The sequence below is a fragment of the Curvibacter sp. GW821-FHT01G03 genome (assembly GCF_059422285.1).
On record NZ_JBWKWP010000014.1, the window covers coordinates 111,753 to 134,641 of the forward strand.

Consider the following 22,889-nt stretch of genomic DNA (forward strand, 5'->3'; position numbering starts at 1 on the left):
AGGCCTGTTCCCAGTGTGGCGAACGGATGTTCGCCCCGAGGCTTTTGAATGGCAGAAATGGTATTGCTGCCGTTTGGGCGTGCCATGGTGCTGGGCTGACCCGCCGCGGCCAGCCGTACCCCACCGGCCCAGAAGGGCTCAGAAGCCCAGGCTGGCCAGCAGATCGTCCACCTGCGATTGATCGGTGACGATGTCGGGTGTGTGTTCGGGGTCCACCACCGGCCCTGCCAGGTGTTCGCGTGGCGCCACGGCCGGTGTTTGCAGGGCCACCGGGTTGGGGGCGGTCTGAATCACCAGCTGAACCAGCTGTTCTTCGATGGTGGCGGCCAAGCTGACCACGCGGGCAATCACCTGACCGGTCAGATCGTGAAAGTCTTGCGCCATCATGATTTCGGTCAGGTGGCTGTCGGCTTCACGGGTGCGCTTTTCCACATCCGCCAGGTAGTTGAGCAGGCGCCCGCTGGCCACGGCGCGAACCGGGTCCTTGATCAGGGCGGCTTTCACGGCCTGGGTGTCGCTGGCGAGCTCGTCCTGTTCGCTCTTGGCCAGTTCCACGCGATTGAGCACCTTCTCGGCGGCTTCCCCGGTGAGCCTGGCGATGTAGGACAGGCGGCTTTTGGCATCCGGCAGCTCACCCATGGTGCCCCGCAGGCGCTCGGTGTAACCCAGCTCATTGAGTGCGTTGTGCAGCTGCCGGGTCAGGTGACCGATTTTTTGATGGACGTCGGTGGCGTCGCCATGGCTCGCAGACTGGGTGGAGTCGCTGGTATCCATGGTGATCTCACAGGCCCATTTTCTTGAGGATGTTGGCCACCTTCTCTTCGAGAGTGGCTTTCGTGAAAGGCTTCACGATGTATCCGGCCGCCCCGCCTTGGGCGGCTGCCACGATGTCTTCCTTGCGGGCTTCCGCCGTCACCATCAGCACTGGCAGGTGCTTGAGTTTTTCGTCCGACTTGATTTCGGTCAACAACTGGAAACCGTTCATGTTCGGCATGTTGATGTCCGTGACCACAAAGTCGAAGCGACTGTTGCGCAATTTATTCAATGCCGCGACGCCGTCTTCGGCCTCGTCAGCTTCGGTGTACCCGCTTTCTTTGAGCAGGTTCCGCACGATTCTTCGCATCGTCGAGAAGTCGTCGACGATGAGAAAGCGAAGGGTGTTTGCCACAGGTGACCCTTTCGATCTTGAAATTCTGTGTAAAAAGTCTTTAGGAGCGCTACCGGGATGTTAAGGTTTTTTTCCGCTCAAAACCTCAGTTTCTTTCCCGTTCTCGGTTTCTGTTGTGCTGGCAGGCATTTTTATTGAACTCAGCAGTCGTTCTTCAGCCTCCCGGGTCATCACCGTGATGCTGATGCGCCGGTTGACTGGGGCGCGGGGGTTGTTCCTGTCCATCAGATCGACCGCTGCCAGGCCCACCACCCGGGCCAGTTTGTCGTCAGGCATGCCTGCCGCCACCAATTCGCGGCGCGATGCGTTGGCCCGATCGGCTGAGAGTTCCCAGTTGCTGTAGCCCCGTTCGCCATTGCCATAGGGCGCGGCGTCCGTGTGGCCGGCCAGGCTGATGCGGTTCTCCACCCCGTTGAGGGCATTGCCGATCTCGCGCAGGATGTCGCGCATATAGGGTTTGACCAGTGCGCTGCCGCTGTCGAACATGGGGCGGTTTTGATCATCGACGATCTGGATCTGCAGACCGTCGGGTGTGATCTCCAGCTTGATCTGTGACTTGTACTCGTTGAGTTTGGTGCTGTCCGTGATCAAGGCCTCAATCTTGTTCTTGAGGTTGGCCATGCGCTTGGCATCTTGCTTGGCCAGTTCGGCGCGCACGGCCTCGGGGTGGTTTTTGGCGGCCGACTTGGCGTCGGCGGCCTGGTCGGCCTTCATCACCTGTCCCACTGACTTGCTCAGATCGGTGCCCCCGCCCGGGATGATGCTGGAACTGTTGCCGGCCCCTGAGCCGCCCGCCATGGCCACCTTCATGGGCGAGGCGAAGTACGAGGCAATGCCCTGCAGCTCGCCCTTGGCCGTGGAGCCCAGCAGCCACATCAGCAGGAAGAACGCCATCATGGCCGTCACGAAGTCGGCATAGGCGATCTTCCAGGCGCCCCCGTGCGCAGCGTGGCCGCCTTTCTTGACCCGCTTGATGATGATGGGCTGTAGCTTTTTGGCGTCTGCCATGGTGGTGCGCTTGTCTGCCTGCTATTTATTTCTTGCCGCGCACGTGCGATTCCAGTTCAGAGAAGCTGGGTCGGTCGGTCGAGAACAGCACCTTGCGCCCGAACTCGATCGCGGTGGTCGGGTTGTAGCCTTGCATGCTGGCCAGCAAGGTGGTCTTGATGCACTGCAGTTCCTTGGCGGCATCTTCCATCTTCTGCTCCAGCAGGCCACCCAGGGGCTCCATCACGCCGTAGGCCAGCAAGATGCCCAGGAAGGTCCCCACCAGCGCCGAGCCGATCATGCCCCCGAGCACCGCGGGCGGCTGGCCCACCGAACCCATGGTGTTCACCACCCCCAGCACGGCCGCCACAATCCCGAAGGCCGGCAGGGCGCCCGCCAGGCGGGCCAGTGCCGCCACCGGGGCGTGGGCTTCGGCATGGTGGGTGTCGATTTCGGAGTCCATCAGCGCTTCGATCTCGTGGGCATTGAGGTTGCCCGACACCATCATCCGCAAGTAGTCGGTGGTGAATTCGATCACATGGTGGTCATGGCCCACCACGGGGAATTTGCTGAAAATGGGCGAGTCGTGAGGCGACTCGACATCTTTTTCAATCGCCATCAAGCCCTCTTTGCGTGCCTTCTGAAGAATTTCATAGAGCATGGTCAGCAACTCCATGTAGCGCGCCTTGGTGTATTTCGAGCCCTTGAGGGCATCGGGCAGCGCCTTCATGGTGGCCTTGAGCACCTTGGGTTGGTTGTTCACCACAAAGGCGCCCAGAGCGCCTCCAAAGATGGTGATCATCTCGAAGGGCAGGGCATGCAAGATCACGCCGATATTGCCGCCGTGGGCAATGTAGACGCCGAAGATGCAGCCTAGACAGACGACGTAGCCGATGATGACGAACATGCGGGGTCAGGTGTTTGCGGCTAGACAGGGCCGGTTGATCGGGTTTTGCCCATCCACCGAACACAGCGGATGGGGCCATTGACAGCTCTAAATGTATCGGATTGCTGTGGCCATCAGGGTGGCAACAGAGGCCGAAACGGGGCCTTTCTCCCTTTCAGCCAGGCATTTCAGGCCTGCGACACGCGTTGCGGGGCCACGCAATACAGAACCGTTTCCTCTTGGTGGATGGTGTAGTGGTCCACGTAGAGTTGATAGAAGGGGTAGCTCTGCTGGAGGTAGAGAACGATCTCGAACAGATCGTTGGGCTTGTGATAGAGCGAAATCCCGAGCTTGGGCTGAAAGCGCATGATGCTTTCGTGGGCGCCACGCAAGGCATCCATTTCTGAGCCCTCGATGTCCATCTTGATGTAATCGACGCGAGCGATATCCCCCGACCTCACCAGGCTGTCGATGGTTCGCAGGGGCACTTTTTGCTGATCGATGCGAAAGCCCGGCGAGTACTTGTTCACCACAATGGGTGCGCAATCGACATCGATGTTGGACAAGCCGTAAGGCATCAATTCAACGTTGGCGAGCGGGAATTGCTGGCGATTGTGCGCCATCAGCTCCAGATGTTCGGCGACCGGGTCGAAGGCGAAAACCCGGCCGGTGGGGCCCACCGCATTCGAGAACACCAGGGCTGTGTCGCCCGTGCAGGCGCCACCGTCGATGACGTAGTCCCCGGTTTGGGGGGCAATCACAACGCCGTTTTTCTCGTAAAAATACTGGCGCCTGAACAAGTAATACTCGAGCCCCAGGCAGTCAATCTTGTATTGGTGCCCCTCAAACTGAAAGTCGAAATGCTTCAGTTTGCCAAACATGCCGGTCAAGGCGAGTTGGCTTTCCGTTCCTTGTTCAAGTGCTTGAAAGGCTGCATATTCCTGGGGCTTGAACAGAAAATCCACCGGTATTTTCACGCTGTGGTGACCCGCCAGGCGGTACCCGATCAAGAACAGATACAAGAGTTTGGAATCATCATTGCCCAAGGCTGAATAGGCTTGGTACAAGTCATTGTGGTGTCGGTAGAACCAATCAAAATAAAAGGTTCGCTGACCCACTTCAAAAACACCAGATCGATCAACGCCATCGGAGTTATAGCGTTGCTTGTCGAAATTATCGAAATAGGTGTTCATTTTCAAAGCCTGAATGGAGGCTGAGAGAATGGAAACGTAGAAATCCTGGCTGGTGGTCGGAAGAGCGTTGAACATGGGGGCGACTCCTGTAGTGGCCATTGCCATCGGAAAACGCCGAGGCTTGGCACTAATGTATCGGGAGCGCACGCCCCTTGATGTTCGCAACAGTGGGGCGAATCCCTGTCTTTACCGCCCTTGCTCAGATCGACGGTCAGGGCTTGACGACTTCACGCAACCGCGGGCGAGGGTTTGAAAACGCGGCCAGACTCATTTTTCCGCAGAACCCTGCATGGATTGCCCATGGCGATCACATCATCCGGTACATCATGGAACACGGCCGACTGCATTCCGATGACCACTCGGCTGCCAATCGACGTTCTCTCTTTGACAGCGCTGTTCAGCCCGATGAACGACTGTTCTCCAATCCTTGTGCCTCCGCCCAGAACTGAGCAACTCGACACCACCGAATGCATGCCGATCACAATATCGTGGCCCACGATGGTGTTGATTTCCAGCATCACATTTTCTTCGAGAACGGTGTTGCTGGAGACAAAGCAACCAGGGCCAACAAGGCACCCGGGTCCAATTTGGGCGGTGGGTGAAATGCGGGCGCTGGGATCGACGAGGGTTGCGAGCGAGAATTTTTTTTGCTTCAACCGTTGATGCATCTCCATGCGAAATTGTGGTTCGCCAATGGCAATGATGCATTCAAAGGGCGCAGGCCAAGTATCCAGATCCGCCATTTTTAGAATGCCCAGGCCATAATGTGCCTGGTCTTGGCGAAGGTCATCCAGAAAATGAATGGTGTCCCATCTGTTCTCTGCCCTGTTGATCAGTTGCGCGATGTCGGCAATCTCGCGCCCGGTACTGCCTGAACCATAAATCATCAAATGCATGTTGATGATTTTAATGGGTTTGCATCCAGGGAAATGCAATGCCTTTGACGTCCTTGAGTTCGCTTGCAGGTGGAAAGTGCTTGTCGCGCTCCAGCATCCGCTTGATCAGTTCAGCCAGGGTCAGTTCGCCTTCGCCAATGCAAACGGCCTGGATGTTGTTGTTCAGCAAGACGTCTTCCGCCGCGATGGTGGGGTGCGGGCCGCCAGCGATGATGGGAACTGCAGAGTCGAATTCGCGGACTGCCTTGACCACGGAAACGAAGAAATTCTTGTAGTACGACATGGTCCGGACGCAAATGAGGTCGGGCTTGAAGTCGGCAAGAATGGTCTTCAGGCCTTCATCGCTGTCAAAGTCGACATAGGATTTGATGATTTTGCCGTTGACTTTGTCGCCAAAATCCTTGTTGATGTATGACAAGAGCGCCAGCATGCCCAAAGGTGCTTCCACGATCTTCAGTTCGGCATTGTCGTCTTTTGAATAAAACTGCGTGGCATCGATGAACAGAACATTCAGTGCGTCGGGCTTTTTCTCGACGGGCTTGCCTTGCATCGTCTCGTAATCAATCCGAGAGGGATTCGGGCTGGGTTGAACTGAAAAATCAATTTCAGAACGATCGATTTTGGCCAGTCGCAGGATGTCGTCCATCGTATTGATCTGGCTTGGAAAATACGACTGGTACTTGAAGATCAGTTCGTCTTCGTTGAATGTCGACAATTGCTTCTGAATGATGTATTTCAGGCGATCCTTGTTGAGAACATAGTTTCTCACCAGATCCAAGCGCAATTTCATCGAGAATGCCGGGTCGAAATGCATCGTGGTCGGCATCAGATGGTAGGGGATGGTCAATGATTCATTGATCTGTTCCGGGGTCACGCCATTTTCAAGCGCAACTTTTTCCAGCAAAGAGCCAGGGAAGATTCTGACATTGTGGAAGCCGATGAAGTGCAGCCACTTGATGTCCTTGATGAAGTCGACGGTGGAGCGTGCTTCTTCCTCGGTTTCGGTCGGAAATCCGTGCATGGCGTTCAAACCCAGAACAACATGCGGGTACTGCGTGGCGATGTATTGAAGATTCTTGAGGAACTTGTCGATGTTCAGGAACTTCTTCATCATCTTCTGGAGACGCGGCGACGCACTTTCCAGGGAGATGTTCACGCTCTTGACGCCGCCTTCCACCATGGCGTCGGCCGCAGACGCATCCAGTGCATCGCCGCGCAATCCGCTTTGGAAGTAGAAGTTCATGTTCAAGCGGTTGTCTTTCACCATCTTGAAGAAATTGATGAATTCCTTCTTGTTGATGTTGAAGATGTCGTCAACAAATTCAATGTCGCGCACGCCAAGCGATGCCAGATGCTCTACTTCCGCATAGATGTTTTCGGAAGTTCGACGGTACAAATTGGGGGTCAGTTTCTGAACGTCGCAATAAAAGCAACGGTAGGGGCAACCACGCCCCCCTTGAATCGTCATGCAATTTCGAATGCCACTTTGCCCGATGTATTGATGGTACTTTTTGTAGTCAATCAGGGACCGATCGATCAATGGCAAGGTGTCCAGATCTTCAATCTGTTCGCGCAGATCCGTAAAGCATATTCCGCTGGCAGTCACCTTGTGCTTGACGTGCTGTTTGATGTGCTGCGTCGAAGGGTTGTGGAAGATGATCTGCGGGGAAATTTGTTGAAGCATGACGGGTCTCCGTGGCGGTGTGGTTGTTCGGGAGTGGGTTGGTTATTGTTTCAACGGCTGAGAAAACGAGGCCTGCCTTCAGATTCCAACGCCCTGGGGGCTGTCGGGCCCGTGCTGTCAGAGTCGCTGGATCGGGGGCCTCTGATCCGCCACCTCAGTGCAATTCGGGCCGCACGCCTCTTCCGGTCGTGAACGGCTGCCCCACCATCAGGGGCCTGGCCAGAGGGATGTGTCAGGTCAGGCATGTCAGCGTATCCAATCGGGCTCATTCGGCCAAGCCAGTATCGATGATGGATTTGATCTTAAAAGGGGCAAATTAGGGGGGGAACGGCAGGCTGTTCGCAGAAAAGGCCCTGTCAGTGGGCAAGATGCTACGCGCGGAAGCGCCGGTACAGGCATTCCAGGCGGAATGCCCCTGTGGCCAGAAGTCTTGACCGGGCTGCGTGGCTGACATGGCCTTTGGGCTGGCGTGCCCCGCGTCACTGCATGGGGTGACTTCCAGGCCGGTGACGGGTTCTCTTTCAAGGTCCCTGCGCCTCGATTTTGAAGCACGCCTTCTGGGTTCAAATTGCGAGGCAAATCGGTGTCATTACGTCTCTTACGGGCTGGGCCGCTCTGCTAGCATCCAGGCGATCAAGGCGGGATGAGCCCGGGCGCATGCGCATCGATCGCGTGGTTTTCAAATGAAATGAGGTGGACCATGTCCAACAAAGAACGGTACGACCAAGTGTTCGAGAAGTGTTTCTCCGTCCAGCCCAGTGTGCTGGATGAGAAATTTGTCTACAACTGCATTCCGGCCTGGGATTCGGTTGGGCACATGGGTTTGATCGCAGCCCTGGAAGAGGAATTCAACATCATGATGGACACGGAAGACATCATTGAGTTTGGCTCTTACACCGTGGGCATCGACAAGTTGAAGAAATACGGCGTCGACATCTCGGCATGAACCTGCTTTGCCCCCGCTTTCCGCAGCGGCCAGCGCTGGTGCTGGACGGGGGGGCGGTGCTGAGTTATTCGGAGTTGCAGGAGGCCGTGCAATCGTTCAAGTTGCACTGGCAAGCCCGTGAGTTGGTCTTTTTGTTGCTGGACAACGACCTGAGCTCCATGGTGGCTTATCTGGCTGCCTTGGACGCCGGTGCCGTCCCCTTGCTGCTGGGGGCAGGCCTGCCGGCGCATGCCTTGCGCAGCCTGCTCGATCGCTACCAGCCTGAGTGTGTCTGGTTACCCGCCTCGCGTCAGGCCGAGTTGCCAGACTTCGAGGCCGTGCAGTCGCTTGGCGCTTATGGTTTGTTGCGGCGTCGCCAGGCCATGGTGCCGACGCCGGTGCCGCTGCACCCTGATCTGGCGCTGCTGTTGGCCACGTCGGGGTCCACCGGGACGCCTAAATTGGTCCGCCTGTCCACCCGGAATCTGCTGTCGAACGCCGATGCGATTGCACAGTACCTTCAGCTCGATGAGCAGGACCGGGCGATCACCACGCTGCCGTTCAATTACTCCTACGGGCTGTCGGTGATCAACAGCCATCTCCGCGTGGGGGCCAGTGTGGTGTTGACGCGTCTGGGCCTGTTCGACGGGGCGTTCTGGCCCCTGCTGAAGCAGCAGCAGGTCACCCGCTTCCAAGGGGTGCCCTTCACGTATGAAATGCTGCTCAAGCTGAGGTTGGAACGGCTCGACTTGGGCGGCATGCGCTCCATGACCGTAGCCGGTGGCCGCCTGGCGCCCGAGCGTGTGTTGCAGGTTCATCAGCAATGTCTGGCCAAGGGGATCGACTTCTATGTGATGTATGGTCAGACCGAGGCCACGGCGCGCATGGCCTACCTGTCGCCGGCGCAGGTCGGGCTCAAGCCCGGCAGCATCGGACGGGCCATTCCCGGTGGTCACCTGGGTTTGATCGATGAGCAGGGACTGGCGGTTTTGGAGGCTGGCAAGACGGGCGAGTTGATTTACCAGGGCCCCAACGTCAGTCTGGGCTACGCCGAGTCCCGGGCCGATCTCCAATGCGGTGATCGCCACCACGGCGTTTTGCGAACGGGCGATCTGGCCCGCTTCGATGCCGACGGGTGCTTCTACATCGAAGGCCGTCTGCACCGCTTTCTGAAGATCCATGGCGTGCGTGTGTCGCTGGCCGCGGTGGAGCAGTTGCTGGAGCAGCGCGGCGTGGCCGCGGCTGCCTGGGGTGAGGATGATCGGCTCTGCATTTCGGTTCAAACCCAGGATGCCTCGGCCTTGCAGGCGCTGCGTGAGGAGTTGGCGGGGCTGCTGAATGTGAATCGTTCGACCTTGTCATTGCAGGCGCTTGCCGAGTTGCCTCGCCTGGACTCGGGGAAGATTGACTATCCACGCCTGATGGCGGTTGTTTGATGGACCTGTCGTCGATCCCCCCCTTTGGCCTGGCCTCGGCGGAAAAGCGCGAGTTCCTGGGCGAGCAACTGCAGCAGTTGCTTGATTGGCACCGTGCGCACTGTGAGCCTTATGCCAAAGTGCTCGATCGGTTGTGGTCCCCCATGGCGCCGGCTCCAGCGTTGGAGGATCTGCCTTTTCTGCCGGTTCGGCTGTTCAAGGACATGGAGCTTCTGAGCGTGCCCAGGAGTGACGTTGTCAAGACCATGACGTCGTCGGGCACGGGCGGGCGGGTGTCCCAGATCTTCCTGGACAAATCGACGGCGGCCTTGCAGATCAAGGTGCTGGCCAAGATCATGGCCGACTTCATCGGTCCCCAGCGTTTGCCCATGCTGGTGATTGACAGCCGTTCCACCGTGTCGGACCGGCTCAAGTTCTCGGCACGAACCGCGGGGATCTTGGGGTTTTCGATGTTTGGTCGCGAGGTCGAGTTTGCGCTGGACGACGACATGCAACTGAACCTGCCGCGGGTGACGCGCTTTCTCGACAAGTACCCGGAGGGTCCGATCCTGTTGTTCGGCTTCACTTTCATGATCTGGCAGCACCTGGTGCTGGCATTGGAGGGGGCAGCGCAGTGTCTGCCCCTGGAGCGTGGGGTGTTGATCCATGGCGGAGGGTGGAAGCAAATGCTTTCCCAGGCCGTTGATGCGTCGGTCTTCAAGTCCCGACTGGCCCGGGTGGCCGGGCTGAACCGGGTGCACAACTACTATGGCATGGTGGAGCAGACCGGCTCGATCTTCATGGAATGCGAGGCGGGCCACCTGCATGCTTCGTCGTTCTCCGAGGTCATCATCCGAGACCCTCATGATTTTTCGCCGCTCGGCCCGGGCCAACCGGGGTTGATTGAGTTGCTGTCGGTGATCCCCCGCAGCTATCCCGGGCATGCCTTGTTGAGCGAAGACCTGGGCGAGTGGTGCGGGGAGGACGACTGTCCCTGCGGTCGCATGGGGCGCTATTTCAAGGTACATGGCCGCATTCAGCAGGCCGAAGTCAGGGGCTGCAGTGACACCTATACCCGCTGAGTTGCGTGCCAGGATCGACTTCCTGATCGGGGAGCCTGACAGGCTGAGTGACCTGCCTGTGCCCGTGTTCGATCCAGCGCGCATGGCGTTTCTGGCCGATCTGTCGAGCCAATTGATGCAGGACGTGCGCCACCTGGATCTGCCGGACCTGGTCACATTTGCCTTCTGGTGTCGCAAGGCCAACCTGGCCCGCCTTGCCTTGGCCGCTCAGGATGAGCGTTTGCGCGTTGGCCTGGGCCTTGTTTTTCACATCTGCCCGTCCAATGTGCCGGTGAACGCGGCGTTTTCGCTGGCCTTCGGCCTGCTCAGCGGCAACAGTTGCGTGTTGCGCCTTCCGTCTTCCCCGACGCTGACGCAGGATATTTTGTTGGCGGCGATGGCGGCCACGCTGGCTCGCCCCGAGCACGAGGCGATGCGTTCGGCCGTGGCGCTGTTGCGCTATCCCCATGACGATGAAGTCAACGCCTGGTGGATGTCTCAGGCAGATGGTCGTGTGATCTGGGGCGGCGATGCCACGGTGGCCCACATGCGTGGCTTCGCCACCCCGGCGCGCTCACGCGAGGTGGCCTTTGCCGACCGATATTCATTCGGCGCTTTGGGGGCCTCAGCCTTGAACGCCTTGCCCGAGGCCGACCTGAAGGGGCTGTGCACCCGCTTGTTCAATGACCTGTACCTCATGGATCAAAATGCCTGCTCGTCACCGCATCTGCTGGTCTGGGTGGGGGCGGCCACCGAGATCGAGTCGGCCCAGGCACGTTTGTGGGCGGCTTTCGAGGTCGAGGTGCTGGCGCGCTACACCCTGGCGCCGATTGCCGCGATGGACAAGTTTGTCGAAGCATGCACCCGAAGCGTTAACGATGAGGCCGTGCAGCGCATCCATCGGCACGGCAATGGCCTGTATCGGTTGGCACTCAGCGGCCTGGACTCCTCGCCCACCACGCGCCGTGGACACCACGGCATGGTGTACGAGCTCGCAGTGGATTCGATCGATGCGGTGGCCCCGTGGGTGGATCCGCGCTTTCAGACACTCACCTACTTTGGTCTGGACGTGGCCCTGTTGAGGTCGTTCCTCGTGCGCCATCGGCTGCGAGGGATCGACCGGGTGGTTCCCGTCGGGCGCGCCTTGGACATGGGGATGCAATGGGATGGCTACGACCTGTTGTCATCCTTGTCCCGCTGGGTCGATATTCAATGAAATGAGGTTTTGCGTGGAAAAATTCAGTCTTGATTGCGTGCAGTTGCAGGCCTATCAGCCCAATCGTTATCCGTTCCTGATGATCGACCATGTCGACGAGGTGGTTCCAGGCCAATACGCCCGTGGCTACAAGAATCTGAGCCTCAACGAGTGGTATTTCCCGGTGCATTTCCCGGGCGCGCCCAACATGCCGGGGGCCCTGCAACTGGAGGCCTTGGCCCAGATGTTGACGGTGGCGATCACCACCTTGCCCGGCTTGCAGGGCAAGGTGACCCATGCCCTGTCCCACACGGTGCGCTATCGCAAAGAGGTTCTGCCCGGCAAGAAATTTGAGATCCACACGGAGGTCCTGTCCTGGAAGCGTGGCATCTGCAAGGGCAAGGGGGTGGCCTATGTTGATCAGGAGGTGGCCTGTGAAGCCGAGATGATGATCACCATCCCGGACATCCTGAAGCAATACCTGCCGGGTCGACCGGCCTGAGGCGGCGTGGTGCAAGAGGCTGACGTCCTGATCATCGGCTCTGGTGCCTGCGGAGCGGCGGCAGCGTGGCGCCTGAGTCAGGGGACGGCCTTGCGCATCGTCTGCCTGGAGCAGGGATCGGCGTCGGCCCCTGAAGACTACCCTTCGCACACGGCGAGCTGGGAGTTGAGCCGGCAAGGCGATTTCAGCCCCAATCCCAACGTGCGGCAGCGGCCAGGCGACTACCCTGTCGACGATTCGCAGTCGCCCATTTCGCTGGCCAATTTCAATGGCTTCGGCGGAAGCACGATCTTGTACTCCGGCCATTTTCCGCGCTTTCACCCCTCTGATTTCAAGGTGCGATCCCTCGATGGCGTCGCTGACGATTGGCCGCTGAGCTACGAGCAACTGCAGCCGTATTTTGCTGAGAACGAAAAGCAGATGGGGGTTGCCGGCCTGGTGGGCGATCCGGCCTATCCCGACTATGAGTCCCTGCTTCCGCCGGTGCCGCTGGGCGAGATGGGCAGGGCGCTGGCCCGGGGCTTCAACCAACTGGGTTGGCATTGGTGGCCGGCCTACAGCGCGATCAATACCCACCGGCATCTGAATCGGGCCTCTTGTGTCAATCTGGGACCTTGCAACACCGGCTGTGCCCAGGGCGCCAAATCCAGTGTGGATGTCACCTACTGGCCACAGGCCCTGCGTCAAGGGGTTGAGGTCCGAACTGGTTGCCGTGTCGTGGAGATTTCCCTGGACGGCGCCGGCGCCGCCAATGGGGCCCTCTATCTGGATGACAAGGGGGCGATGCACCGTTGCCGGGCCCGCGTGGTGGTCGTGGCAGCCAGCGGTCTGGGCACACCCCGCTTGCTGCTGAATTCGGTGTCCACAGCGTTCCCGGATGGCCTGCTCAACGAGCAAGGGCTGGTGGGCACGCATCTGATGCTGCACCCGCTGGCCTATGTCGAGGGGGTGTTCGAGCAGGATCTGCGCTCCAGCATCGGCCCGCACGGTTGCTGTTTGCTGAGTCAGCAGTTTTATGAAACCGATCCTCAGCGTGGCTTTGTGCGGGGTTACACCTTGCAGGCCCTGCGCGGCGCCCCGCCCGTGGAGACGGCCGTCAATGGGTACTTCATGCGCCGCATCCCGCTGGGACCGGACCATCACCGCGAATTCATGCGCACCTACAACCACACGGCCGGGCTGGCGGTGATCACCGAAGACCTGCCCGAGGTGCACAACCGCATCGTTCTGGACCCCGAGCACCGCGACAGCAGCGGCATGCCGGGGGTCAAGGTGCACTACGCTCTCAGCGACAACACCCGCAGCATGCTCAAGCACGGCGTGGAGGCCAGCAAGCAACTGCTGACAGCCGCAGGCGCCAGGATCAGTGCTTCTTTTGCACCCGTGCGACATGCCGGCTGGCACATCATGGGTACGGCCCGCATGGGGCAGGATCCCGCCACCTCGGTGGTCAACCCCTTTGGGCAGGCCCATGCGGTCAAGAACCTGTTCATCGTGGACAGCAGCATTTTCGTCACTGCTGCCGCGGTGAATCCGGTGGCCACTTCTCAGGCACTCACCTTGTACCTCTGCGACCACATCAAACAGCACCTCAATGGGTTGGGTGAAAAGCCATGTTGAATCTGGTGCTTGACACCCTGCTGCCTGGCGACGAGTCGCTTCAAGCCCCGCCTGGGTCCTCGATCGACTTCGAGGCCTATCAGACCCGCTTTGGCATCCAGCAGCAGGTTGCCGATTTTCTGCAGGCCTTGCGCGATCTGGCTGAACAGCGGCATGGGCAGGGTTTTGAGTCGTTGGACACCGAACAACGACTGAAACTGGTCGATGCACTGCGTCGGCAGGATCTGCGCCTGTTCACCGGCATGGTCACCCATTGTCTGCGCGCCTATTATTCGAGCGAGCGGGTGTTGCGCGGTCTTTCGTCTGGCGCTGTGCCACCGTTTCCGGCCGGCAATCCGATGCCGGCCGACGATTGGTCTTTGCTTGAACCCGTCTATGTACGAGGCCCCATCTACCGTTCTGTGGACCACTCTTTGAAATGAATACCCAGTTGCTGACAGGAAAGGTGGCCGTCGTGACAGGGGCCAATCGCGGCATTGGCCGAGCCATCGTGGCGTGTTTTCGCGCCCATGGATGCAGCGTCTATGCCTGCGCCCGAAAATTGGATGCGCGACCCGACTTGGCGGTCGATCCGTTGCCGGAGGCTGATGCCGGCTTCATTGAATGGGTGGAGCTTGACCTGTCCAATGAGACCTCCATTCGTGAGGCCTCCCGCCGCATCCTGGCTGACAAACGGAAAATCGATGTGCTGGTGAACAACGCCGGCACCGCCAGTGGTGCGCTGTTCCAGATGACCTCAATGGCCGACATGCGCCGCACTTTCGAGGTGAATCTGTTCGGTCCCTTGCAGTTCAGTCAGGGCCTGGCTCGCTGGATGATGCGCCAGGGCGGCGGCTCCATCATCAACCTGGCGTCGACGGCGGCCTTTGTGGCTGACGCGGGGACCCTGGCCTACGGCAGCAGCAAGGCCGCGCTGGCCCGGGCGACCCAGAGCATGGCCACCGAGTTGGGCGCTGCGGGCGTGCGTGTGAATGCCATCGCCCCAGGCCTCACAAAAACAGACATGTACGAGCAGATGGACCCCAACGCCCGCGAAGGGCTGCTGGCGGCCAGTGCCTTGAAGCGAGCTGCATCGCCCGACGAAATTGCCAATGTGGCCTTGTTTTTGGCCTCCGATCTGTCTTCGTACGTGACCGGTCAGGTCATCCGTGCAGACGGAGGCCTGGTTTGAACCTGGAAACCTTATGAGTACCGAGCACATCGAGCAGATGGCCCGCCTGATGCGGCGCAAGATCCTGGACATCAGCCACAGTTGCAACCTGAGCGCCCATCTGGGCGGTGGGCTGTCGATGGTGGACATCATGGCCACCCTGTATGGATCGGTGTTGCGTGTCGACCCGGCCCGTCCCAGATGGCCCGAGCGCGACCGTTTCATCCTGAGCAAGGGGCATGGGGTGCTGGGGTTCTTCAGCGCATTGCTGGCGGCTGGTTTCATCACCGAGACGCAGTTCCAGTCGTTTCAGACCAATGAGAGCGACCTCATTGCCCACCCTGTGATGAACCTGGACCTGGGGATCGAATCCTCCAACGGCAGCCTGGGACAGGGCCTGTCCATGGGCGTCGGCTTGGCTCTGGCGGGGCGCAAGAGGGGCTTGGCTTACAAGACCTACGTCATGCTGGGCGACGGCGAATGCAACGAAGGCTCGGTCTGGGAAGCGGTCATGTCGGCCGCCCAATTGCGTCTGGATTCGTTGGTGGCCATGGTCGACTACAACAAGCTGCAAAGCGATGGTGACAGCCGCGCCATCCTGGATCTGCAGGACCTGGCGGCCAAGTTCCGCAGTTTTGGCTGGCATGCCCTGGAGGTCGATGGCCATGATGTGCCTGCCTTGCAGGCAGCGTTTGCTGCACCTTCTCCGTCCGGGCTGCCCAAGGTCCTGGTTGCGCACACAGTGAAAGGCAAAGGGGTTTCCTTCATGGAAAACAACAATGAATGGCACCACAACCGCTTGACCAAGGCCAATTACGAGCGTGCATTGGCTGAACTGGGAGACGTTGGACATGCTTGAAATCACGCCCAGCAATGCACGGCAATGGTCTCGCCTCGGTTCCCGCGGCGTGTTTGGCCAAGCCATCCTGTCCTTGGGGGCAGATCACCCTGATTTGATGGTGATGTCGGCCGATCTCGGAAACTCCTCGGGTCTGGACCGGTTCAAGGCTTCTTTTCCGGATCAGTTTCTCAACATCGGGATTGCCGAGCAGAACCTGGTCGGGGTGGCCGGGGGGCTGGCCAAAGAGGGCTACAACGTTTTTGTGACCTCGTTTGCCCCCTTCATCTCGATGAGGGCCGCCGAGCAGGTGCGCATGAACCTGGGCTACATGGCACTCAATGTGAAGGCGGTCGCGATCGGCAGTGGTTTGGCCATGGCCTTTCTGGGCAACTCCCATTACGGCATTGAAGATGCGGCCGTCATGCGTGCCATTCCGAACCTGACGGTGGTGTGTCCCGCGGATTGCGCCGAGATCGTGAAAACGGTGCAGGCCGCCGCCCGCTTCCAGGGGCCGATGTACATCCGGCTCACGGGCGCGGTGAACAACCCGGTGGTCTACTCTGAAGACTATGAATTCACGATTGGCAAGGCCATCTGGTTGCGGGAGGGGAGCGATGTGACCTTGGTGGCCCACGGCACCATGGTCTACGAGTCGCTGGAGGCCGCCAAACTGTTGGAGGCCGAGGGGGTGTCGGCCGCGGTGCTCAATATGCACACCCTCAAGCCGCTGGACACCGACGCGCTGGACAAGGCCCTGGCAGGCTCGCGGGCCCTTGTCACGGTTGAAGAGCATTCGCTCATCGGGGGCCTGGGTGCCGCCGTGGCGCAGTACAAAGCCCCTCTGCGGCACAGCCCGCCGCAGCTTTCACTGGGGCTTCCGGATGAGTTCGTGGCCGCCGCCGACTATCGCTTCATGTTGGAAAGGCATGGCCTGGTCGCGGCCTCGATTGCGGCGCGGGTGCGCGATTTCCTGGCCTGAGCGCGTGTGGGAAGCAGGCCTGAGGTTCAGGCCTGTGTGATGAGCCCGGCGATGGTGTCCACCTCGTCATCGCTGAGATCCGGGTAGATCGGCAGGCACAGGATCTGGCTGGCCATTCTCCGGGCCACGGGCAGCAGATGGGGTTGTGCCGAGGCCAGACCTTTGTACATCGGGAAGTCGCTGATCAAGGGGTAGAAGTAACGCCTGGCGTGGATGCCATGGGCGGCCAGGCGCTCATACAGCGCATCGCGGCTGAGCGGGAATTCACTGCCAACCAGGATGGGGAAGTAGGCATAGTTGGCCGTCTCCAAGGCCACCCCGTCGACACACTGGATGCCCTGGCAGGGGCTCAGCAACTGACGGTATCGCTGATCAATGACCCGCCGGCGATCGATGGCCTGCTCGACATACTTCAGCTGCAAGAGACCCAGCGCGGCGTTGAACTCGCTCATCTTGCCGTTGATGCCCGTGGCCACCACGGTGGTTTCATTGGCAAAGCCAAAGTTTTTCAGGTGGTTGATGCGTTCTTTGGTTTTGGCATCCGGGCAGACGATGGCGCCGCCCTCAAAGGTATTGAAGACCTTGGTGGCATGAAAACTCAGGACAGACAGGTCGCCGTGGTTGAGCACGCTGCCCGTTCCGGTTTTCACGCCAAACGCATGGGCTGCGTCGTAAATGACCTTGAGGTTGTAGTCGTCAGCAATCTTCTGGATGCTTTCCACGTCGCAGGGGTGGCCGTAGCAGTGCACGGGCAAGATGGCCGTGGTCTGGGGGGTGATGGCGGCCTCGATTTTGCTCGGGTCGAGGTTCAGTGTTTTTTCGTCGATGTCCACGAACACGGGCTTGATCCCGTTCCAGAGCAGGGAATGGGCCGTGGCCACGAAGGAATAGGGGGTGGTGATCACTTCCCCGGTGATGCGCAGCGATTGAAGTGCCGTGACCAGCCCAATGGTGGCGTTGGCAAAGAGCGCCACATGGGGCACACCCAGGTAGCGGGCCAGCTCGGCCTCAAGCTGTTGATGATACGGGCCACCATTCGTGAGTTGGCCGCTGGTCCAGATTTCCTGCAGATGGGGAATCAATTCCTCCAGGGGGGGCAGGAAGGGGCGGGTGACGTAAATCTTCTTGTTGCTCATCGTCAAGCCTTGTCGGTGTCGCCTGCCTTCTGGCCTGCTTTGGTACTGCTGGTAACCAGCCTATAACTTTTGAATCAATCCTCGCAATTCTTCCAGATGCGCATGGGGTGTCACAAGAGGGCGACCCCGATCGGCCAGATCAAAGATCAAGGTGCTCAGGGCCTCGTAGGTGCATTGCAGCAACTCTTTGGCAATGGGGCGCAATTCCCGACCCAGCTCACTGGACTGGAGCATGGTCAGCACGGCCTGAATGACGCCCATGTCGCTGAGCAGGCGCCCCGTGCAGTTGGCTTTGCTGAGGTAGCGCTGAGGTTTCGTGAAAAAGGTGTGCTCGTCAAAGATGAAGTCGTAGGTGCGAACGGTCTCTTCGGCCCGTCTGGACAGACCCACGGTCTGTGCGGTGCTGCTCGAGTTGTGAATCCGGTAGACGCCCTGCGACTCGTTCAGCACATAGGCTGCCGAGCGAGCCGCGAGTCGGGCAAAGATATACAGATCCACGTAACCGTAGGCCGGTTCTCCGACAAGTTCATTGCGGGCGATGTGGCGCAACAGGCCGCCCACCTCGTCAAAGGTGGAGCGCCGGATCACGGCAAACGAGGTGATGATCCAGTTGGTGATGCACAGCGAGTTGATCAACTGATGCGGCCCGGTGGGCAAGTCAGGTCGATAAACCCCCATGTCGGGTGAGATCTGACCATTCTGGAACCGGTCATACAGGCTGTAGCCGAAGCCGCATTCGGGGTGCTGCATCATGCCGTTCAACACCAGTCGCTCCAGAAACCGAGGTTTGATCACGTCGTCGTGGTTCAGCCAGACCACGTACTCGGCTTGCGTCTGGGCGTAGATCTTTTGCAGGCTGCGCACGGCGCCGATGTTTTTCTCGTTTTGGGTGAAATCGATGGCAAGGCCCAGCCCTCGCCATTTGTCGATCACGGCTTGTACCGGGTTGCCCGGGCTGTCATCCACCACATGGACCCTGAAGTCCTGCCAGGTTTGCCGGGCAACCGATTCGAGGCATTCGTCCAGGAATTCCGGCTGGTAGTAGGAAGTGATGAGGATGTCGACGGCGTGTGTCATGGTGCAGCTCGTTCTTGAAATCAGGGTGCAGTGGGACTCAGTTCAGCCACCCGTCAGTTTGTAATTGACCAAAGCGGTTGGGATTGGCTTGAAGCAGGTGCAAACGGGGGTGCACGCCCTCCAGCGTGCTTGCGTCGCTGACCTGGTTCAGCAGCACGGTGTGGGCCGGGGCCAGCAGGGGGCGCAGGCGGCTGCGCAGCAGGGCCGGGTGGGGGGGGCACAGGAAGTTGTCGGGCTGCTTGAGCTTGTCGGGCTCGTCCAGCAACACCAGGCAGGGCCGTGTCGGTTGGTGCTCGGCGAGGGTGGCCAGCAAGGCCTGGACCAGCGGCAGGTGGATGCCATGAAACAGGATCCGGTCAGGGGCGGCGCGCAGCACGTCCATCAGCCACTCTGCAAGCGGTCCGGGCTGGGCGCCGATCTCGAAGCGGCTGAGTTGGGCATCGTCGGCCGCACGCAGGCTTTCCTGCACGCGCTGCCACGTCGACAAGGGGCTGGCAGCGGGGCCCACCAGCAGCCAGCGCAGACGGCGGGCGTGTGAACCCACCCAGTGCGCTTGTCGCGCGGTCTCTGGCAGGCCGGGCTGGCTCAGGCTGAGGTGACGGTTGTAATTCGGGTCTTCGGCCAAGGCCCGCAAGGGCAGGGCGGGCCAGACGGGCGGGGCTTGGTTCAGGGCGGGCCCCTCGGCAGCGGCGCGCGGGTGTTGCAGTACCACCGCGTGCGGTGTCCAGACCAGCAAGCGCTGCTGCGCGCGCAGGCGCAGGCCCAGTTCAGCCCAGGCAGCCCGCTCAGGCAGGTCTTCGCTCAACCACGGTAAGCCGACCAGTGCGGAGCGCTTGATCAGCAGCACCGAAGCATTCACGGCCAGAGCGCTCTGCTCGCACAGGGCGCGCTCGTGCTGGCCAGGCTCATCCAGCGCCAGGTCTTTGAAGACCGGGCCGGCCAAGCCCTGCAGCCCCCCCACCCAGTAGCTCTCGATGAGCAGTGAGTTGGCCGGGTTGACCAGGCGAGGGGCCACGGCACCCACTTCGGGGCGCTGGGCGATGCCCAGCAGACGCTCCAGCCAGTCGGCCTGGATCAGGTGGCTGCGCACATCCACGCACAGCAGGTGTTCGGCGCTGCTGTGGCGCAGGCCCAGGTTCAGCGCCTGGGCGGGGGTCAGACCCCGTGCGTCCAGCCGTTGCAGGCGCCCTTGCCAGAACGCATCGTGCGCCAGGCTGTCCAGGTAGGCCTTCTCGTCGGGGTCTTCGCAGCCCAGGTCCAGCAGCAGGATCGGGGTGCGGTCGCCTGGGCGCAGTTGTTGCCAACTGGCCAGCAAGGGCTGCAGGTATTGGCGGTCATGGCGCACCGCGATCAAGGCGGTGACATCGCTTTCCATGGGGGCTGCATAACGCACCTGATGGGTGTGTGGGCTCAAACCGGGCCAGACCTCGGCGGCCAGCCCTTGACGGACCAGATGCTCGCCCAGGGCGACGCGCTCGGCTGCGACCTCGCCATGCCGGCTGCTGGCGCTTGGCAGCAGCCACAGCAGTTCGCTCAAATGGCCGATGGCGGCGGCGCCGGCCTGGTCGTGTAGGCGCAAGGCCACGTCGTAGGCCGTGGCCCCGGTCTGTGTGCCCAGGCCCCCGCAACTCAGCAAGGCCTGCTTTTCGACGAACACCGCACGACCGATGTAGGCGCTGGAACGCAGCAGGTCCAGGTTGAAGTCGGGCTTGAAGTGCGGGTCGGGTGAGTGGCCTGCCTGCTGCACCGCGTCGTCGCCATAGACCAGGCGCCAGGCCGGCTGTGCATTGATCTGGTCGGCCAGCACCTGCAGTGATTGCGGCTCGGCCAGGACCACGCCCGCGGGCAACAGGCCCAGCCAGTCGGCCGGCGAGGCCTCGGCCAGGGCTTGCAGCACGATGGGGGCGGAACTGGCCTCGCGCAGGCACAGCCATTGGAGCCGCGGGTTGGTGGCGATGGCGCTGGGCGCATCGGCGGTGCTCAGGACCGTCAGAATCCACTCGGGGTAGAGCTGGGCGTCCAGGCTGCTCAGCAAGGCCTGCATCTGTTCCTGCTCGCCCGGCAGGCTGCTCACCAGCAGGTGAAAGCGGGGCTTGTGCTGCCAGTCCACCATCATGCGTTCGGCCAGGGCCTGGGCCGTGAACTCATTGAGCGATTGGCCCTGGCGCCACTGGACAAAGGCCAGGTCGGCGGCACTGGGCTGGTAGAGCGCGGGCTGGGGCGTGGGCTCGATCAAGGGCAGGGCCTGACTGTCGCGGATGAATTGCTGCAACTTGACCCAGAACTGCTCCTCCAGCCGCTGGTACGTGGCCTGCATCTGGCCCACGGTGCGGCGGGCATAGGCGACCTCATCGGGCGCATCGCTGAAGGCCAGGCCCTCGCGGCCCAGCTCTGCCGAACTGATGGCATTGCCGTCAAAAAGGGGCGAACGAAGCACCACCGCGGGGCACCCGCACAGCACGGCCTCCAGGGCGATGGCGGTGGATTCGAAGCAATACAGCGTCTCGCTGCGCCGCATCAGGGCCGCCAGCTCGGCGCGGCTGGCGGGCCAGGTCGAGGTGATCACCGTGCCGTGGGCCAGCTCGGGGTGCTCCTTGAGTGCGTTCAGGTGCCGACCGGGGTAGACCAGGATGCCCTGGCGTTGTGTGTCCAGCGGGTTGTCGCGGTTGTTGAACAGGCCGGTGTCCACCGAGGGGAAGAACAGCACATTGCCCGGCGGTGCGTTGGCGGGCAGCAGGCTCTGGCCATAGGCGTAGATCAGTTCGGTGTCGGCAAAGGTTTTGTCGCCCCCGATCAGGCCTGGCACATTGAGCACGTAACGCACCACTGACTTGGCCCGGCGCGGGTTGCCGCTGACGATTTCGGGGTAGACCACGATGGGTTCACGCCCGGCCTGCAGGTGGCGTCGCACCACGTCTTCCGTGACGGTGGGGGTGTTCAGCTCAGGGTTCACCTCGGAGGTGAAGACATAGGCCTCTTCGCCCAGGCGGTTGAGCACATGGCAGAGCATGTGCATCACCCGGATCCCGGCCGAGGAGCGGCGGTAGGGCGGCGTCTCGATGTAATAAGGGCGGCGCTGCGATTCGTACAGTTGAGGCATGGTCAATCCTGGGCAAGAGGCTGGCTGGGGTCGGCCGTGCCCGCAATGGCCTGGGCCAGCGGGGTCCAGACATCCAGCTTGAGCTCCTGACGGGCGCGTTCGATGGCGGGCACATAGCAGGAGCGAAGAGGGTTGTCGACAGCTTGGCGCGCCAGCGTGACGGATTGGCCGGGGCTGAGCTGGTGGTTGATCAGGCGGGCCAGTTGTTCAATGGTGATGGCCTGGTCTGATCCGACGTTGTAGGCGCGGCCGTGCTCACCGTGCAGCAACATCTGCAGCAACCACACGGCCAGGTCGGCCCCATAGAGGTAGCTGCGCACCGGCGTGCCGTCGCCCTGGACCTGCACGCCCCGGCCGGCCAGGCCATCTCGGATGAAGTTGCCGATCGCGAAATGCCCTTCGAGATCCAGGCCTGCGCCTACAAAGGCAAAACAGCGCGCCACCGGAATGCACAGGCCGTGGGCCTGGCCAAAGTGCTGGCACCACAACTCGGCCGTGGCCTTGGCTTCGCCATAGGGGTCGGGCTGGTCCAGGCTGCGCTGCAGCGGGGTCGCCTCAGCCGTGTGGCTGCTGGCACGCGCGGCCGGGCCATAGACCGCACCAGAGCTGACGAACAGCGCCCGTTTCACCCCCTGGGCCAGGGCCTGCTGCAAGGTGTTGCGCGTGCCGAGCAGCACATCGTCCATGATGGACAGCGGCCGGGTGTGGGCCTGGGCATGGGTGTCTGTGGCAGCATGGATCAACCAATCGGCGGGCCGCGTGTCCGTGAAGTGGCGCGCGTCACCGGTGATGGTCTCGATCCAGGCCTGGTCTGCAAAGAAGGGGGCCACCGTCTGGAAACGCTTCGGGTCGCGCGTAAGCAGTCGCACCTGAAACCGGTGCCCGCGCTGCTGCAGGAGATCCAGCAGGCTGAGCAGCCAATAGCCGAAAAAGCCGGTGCCCCCCGTGATGAACAGGGTCTTGCCGTCCAGTGCCGAGGCGTCCAGGTGCGGCAGCAATTGGGCCAGCCGCCCCTGGATGGCGGGCAGGCCGGGGGCGGGGTAGGGCTTGCTCACGGGACAGCCGTTGCCGGGG

Annotated in this window: 21 protein-coding genes; 10 read left to right on the plus strand and 11 right to left on the minus strand. The window is 60.9% G+C overall.

Annotation, left to right across the window (positions count from 1 at the left end; translation table 11 throughout):
• Positions 1 to 138: 138 nt before the first annotated feature.
• The 7 genes from AC07VS_RS20345 to AC07VS_RS20375 form a co-directional block, all read right to left on the minus strand.
• The gene (locus AC07VS_RS20345) at positions 139 to 774 is read right to left on the minus strand and encodes a protein phosphatase CheZ (protein WP_492349215.1); all 636 of its coding nucleotides are present in this window, start codon (positions 772 to 774) and stop codon (positions 139 to 141) included.
• A 7-nt stretch (positions 775 to 781) separates the two neighbouring features.
• On the minus strand, positions 782 to 1,168 hold the full coding sequence (gene cheY / locus AC07VS_RS20350; RefSeq protein WP_492349214.1) for a chemotaxis response regulator CheY: 387 nt from the start codon (positions 1,166 to 1,168) through the stop codon (positions 782 to 784).
• A gap of 60 nt (positions 1,169 to 1,228) precedes the next feature.
• Positions 1,229 to 2,176, minus strand: coding sequence for a flagellar motor protein MotB (gene motB, locus AC07VS_RS20355; protein ID WP_492349213.1), 948 nt, complete (start codon positions 2,174 to 2,176; stop codon positions 1,229 to 1,231).
• 25 nt (positions 2,177 to 2,201) lie between these two features.
• Positions 2,202 to 3,062 (minus strand): flagellar motor stator protein MotA, encoded by an 861-nt coding sequence (gene motA, locus AC07VS_RS20360; RefSeq protein ID WP_027476382.1) that lies wholly within the window; start codon positions 3,060 to 3,062, stop codon positions 2,202 to 2,204.
• A gap of 167 nt (positions 3,063 to 3,229) precedes the next feature.
• Positions 3,230 to 4,309 carry an FkbM family methyltransferase gene (locus AC07VS_RS20365; RefSeq protein ID WP_492349212.1) on the minus strand — a complete coding sequence of 360 codons (1,080 nt, stop codon included), beginning with the start codon at positions 4,307 to 4,309 and terminating at the stop codon, positions 3,230 to 3,232.
• Positions 4,310 to 4,461: 152 nt separating this feature from the next.
• Positions 4,462 to 5,130, minus strand: coding sequence for an acetyltransferase (locus tag AC07VS_RS20370; protein WP_494657764.1), 669 nt, complete (start codon positions 5,128 to 5,130; stop codon positions 4,462 to 4,464).
• Positions 5,131 to 5,140: 10 nt separating this feature from the next.
• Positions 5,141 to 6,814, minus strand: a complete 1,674-nt coding sequence (locus AC07VS_RS20375) for a B12-binding domain-containing radical SAM protein (protein WP_492349210.1) — start codon at positions 6,812 to 6,814, stop codon at positions 5,141 to 5,143.
• 700 nt (positions 6,815 to 7,514) lie between these two features.
• On the opposite strand from AC07VS_RS20375, the gene AC07VS_RS20380 reads away from it, so the two are divergent.
• From AC07VS_RS20380 to AC07VS_RS20425, 10 genes are read left to right on the plus strand one after another with little or no spacing between them, the layout of a single operon-like run.
• Entirely contained in the window at positions 7,515 to 7,760 is a 246-nt protein-coding gene (locus AC07VS_RS20380) for an acyl carrier protein (protein WP_492349209.1), read from the plus strand.
• The gene (locus AC07VS_RS20385) at positions 7,757 to 9,175 is read left to right on the plus strand and encodes an AMP-binding protein (protein ID WP_494751817.1); all 1,419 of its coding nucleotides are present in this window, start codon (positions 7,757 to 7,759) and stop codon (positions 9,173 to 9,175) included. The genes AC07VS_RS20380 and AC07VS_RS20385 overlap by 4 nt, the downstream gene beginning before the upstream one ends.
• Positions 9,175 to 10,236 carry a LuxE/PaaK family acyltransferase gene (locus AC07VS_RS20390; protein ID WP_494751818.1) on the plus strand — a complete coding sequence of 354 codons (1,062 nt, stop codon included), beginning with the start codon at positions 9,175 to 9,177 and terminating at the stop codon, positions 10,234 to 10,236. The genes AC07VS_RS20385 and AC07VS_RS20390 overlap by 1 nt, the downstream gene beginning before the upstream one ends.
• Positions 10,217 to 11,431 (plus strand): acyl-CoA reductase, encoded by a 1,215-nt coding sequence (locus AC07VS_RS20395; protein ID WP_494657767.1) that lies wholly within the window; start codon positions 10,217 to 10,219, stop codon positions 11,429 to 11,431. The genes AC07VS_RS20390 and AC07VS_RS20395 overlap by 20 nt, the downstream gene beginning before the upstream one ends.
• A 13-nt stretch (positions 11,432 to 11,444) precedes the next feature.
• A complete protein-coding gene (gene fabZ, locus AC07VS_RS20400; RefSeq protein WP_492349205.1) occupies positions 11,445 to 11,912 on the plus strand; it encodes a 3-hydroxyacyl-ACP dehydratase FabZ in 468 nt (155 codons plus the stop codon).
• Positions 11,913 to 11,921: 9 nt separating this feature from the next.
• Complete coding sequence (locus AC07VS_RS20405) at positions 11,922 to 13,532, plus strand: GMC family oxidoreductase (RefSeq protein ID WP_492349204.1); 1,611 nt, start codon at positions 11,922 to 11,924, stop codon at positions 13,530 to 13,532.
• Positions 13,526 to 13,954, plus strand: a complete 429-nt coding sequence (locus tag AC07VS_RS20410; RefSeq protein ID WP_494657769.1) for a gluconate 2-dehydrogenase subunit 3 family protein — start codon at positions 13,526 to 13,528, stop codon at positions 13,952 to 13,954. The genes AC07VS_RS20405 and AC07VS_RS20410 overlap by 7 nt, the downstream gene beginning before the upstream one ends.
• Positions 13,951 to 14,703 carry an SDR family NAD(P)-dependent oxidoreductase gene (locus AC07VS_RS20415; protein WP_494751819.1) on the plus strand — a complete coding sequence of 251 codons (753 nt, stop codon included), beginning with the start codon at positions 13,951 to 13,953 and terminating at the stop codon, positions 14,701 to 14,703. The genes AC07VS_RS20410 and AC07VS_RS20415 overlap by 4 nt, the downstream gene beginning before the upstream one ends.
• A 13-nt stretch (positions 14,704 to 14,716) precedes the next feature.
• On the plus strand, positions 14,717 to 15,541 hold the full coding sequence (locus tag AC07VS_RS20420; RefSeq protein ID WP_492349201.1) for a transketolase: 825 nt from the start codon (positions 14,717 to 14,719) through the stop codon (positions 15,539 to 15,541).
• Positions 15,534 to 16,502: a transketolase family protein gene (locus AC07VS_RS20425; protein ID WP_494657771.1), complete on the plus strand. Its 969-nt coding sequence runs from the start codon at positions 15,534 to 15,536 to the stop codon at positions 16,500 to 16,502. Before AC07VS_RS20420 ends, AC07VS_RS20425 begins: the two co-directional genes overlap by 8 nt.
• 26 nt (positions 16,503 to 16,528) lie before the next feature.
• Here AC07VS_RS20425 and AC07VS_RS20430 read toward each other — a convergent pair whose 3' ends face one another.
• The 4 genes from AC07VS_RS20430 to AC07VS_RS20445 are packed head-to-tail and all read right to left on the minus strand — an operon-like array spanning position 16,529 to position 22,870.
• Positions 16,529 to 17,638 (minus strand): DegT/DnrJ/EryC1/StrS family aminotransferase, encoded by a 1,110-nt coding sequence (locus AC07VS_RS20430; protein WP_494657772.1) that lies wholly within the window; start codon positions 17,636 to 17,638, stop codon positions 16,529 to 16,531.
• 60 nt (positions 17,639 to 17,698) lie between these two features.
• Entirely contained in the window at positions 17,699 to 18,715 is a 1,017-nt protein-coding gene (locus AC07VS_RS20435) for a glycosyltransferase family 2 protein (protein ID WP_492349198.1), read from the minus strand.
• A gap of 37 nt (positions 18,716 to 18,752) precedes the next feature.
• Complete coding sequence (locus AC07VS_RS20440; protein ID WP_494751820.1) at positions 18,753 to 21,815, minus strand: glycosyltransferase family 2 protein; 3,063 nt, start codon at positions 21,813 to 21,815, stop codon at positions 18,753 to 18,755.
• A gap of 2 nt (positions 21,816 to 21,817) precedes the next feature.
• Positions 21,818 to 22,870 (minus strand): NAD-dependent epimerase/dehydratase family protein, encoded by a 1,053-nt coding sequence (locus tag AC07VS_RS20445; protein ID WP_494751821.1) that lies wholly within the window; start codon positions 22,868 to 22,870, stop codon positions 21,818 to 21,820.
• Positions 22,871 to 22,889: the final 19 nt, after the last annotated feature.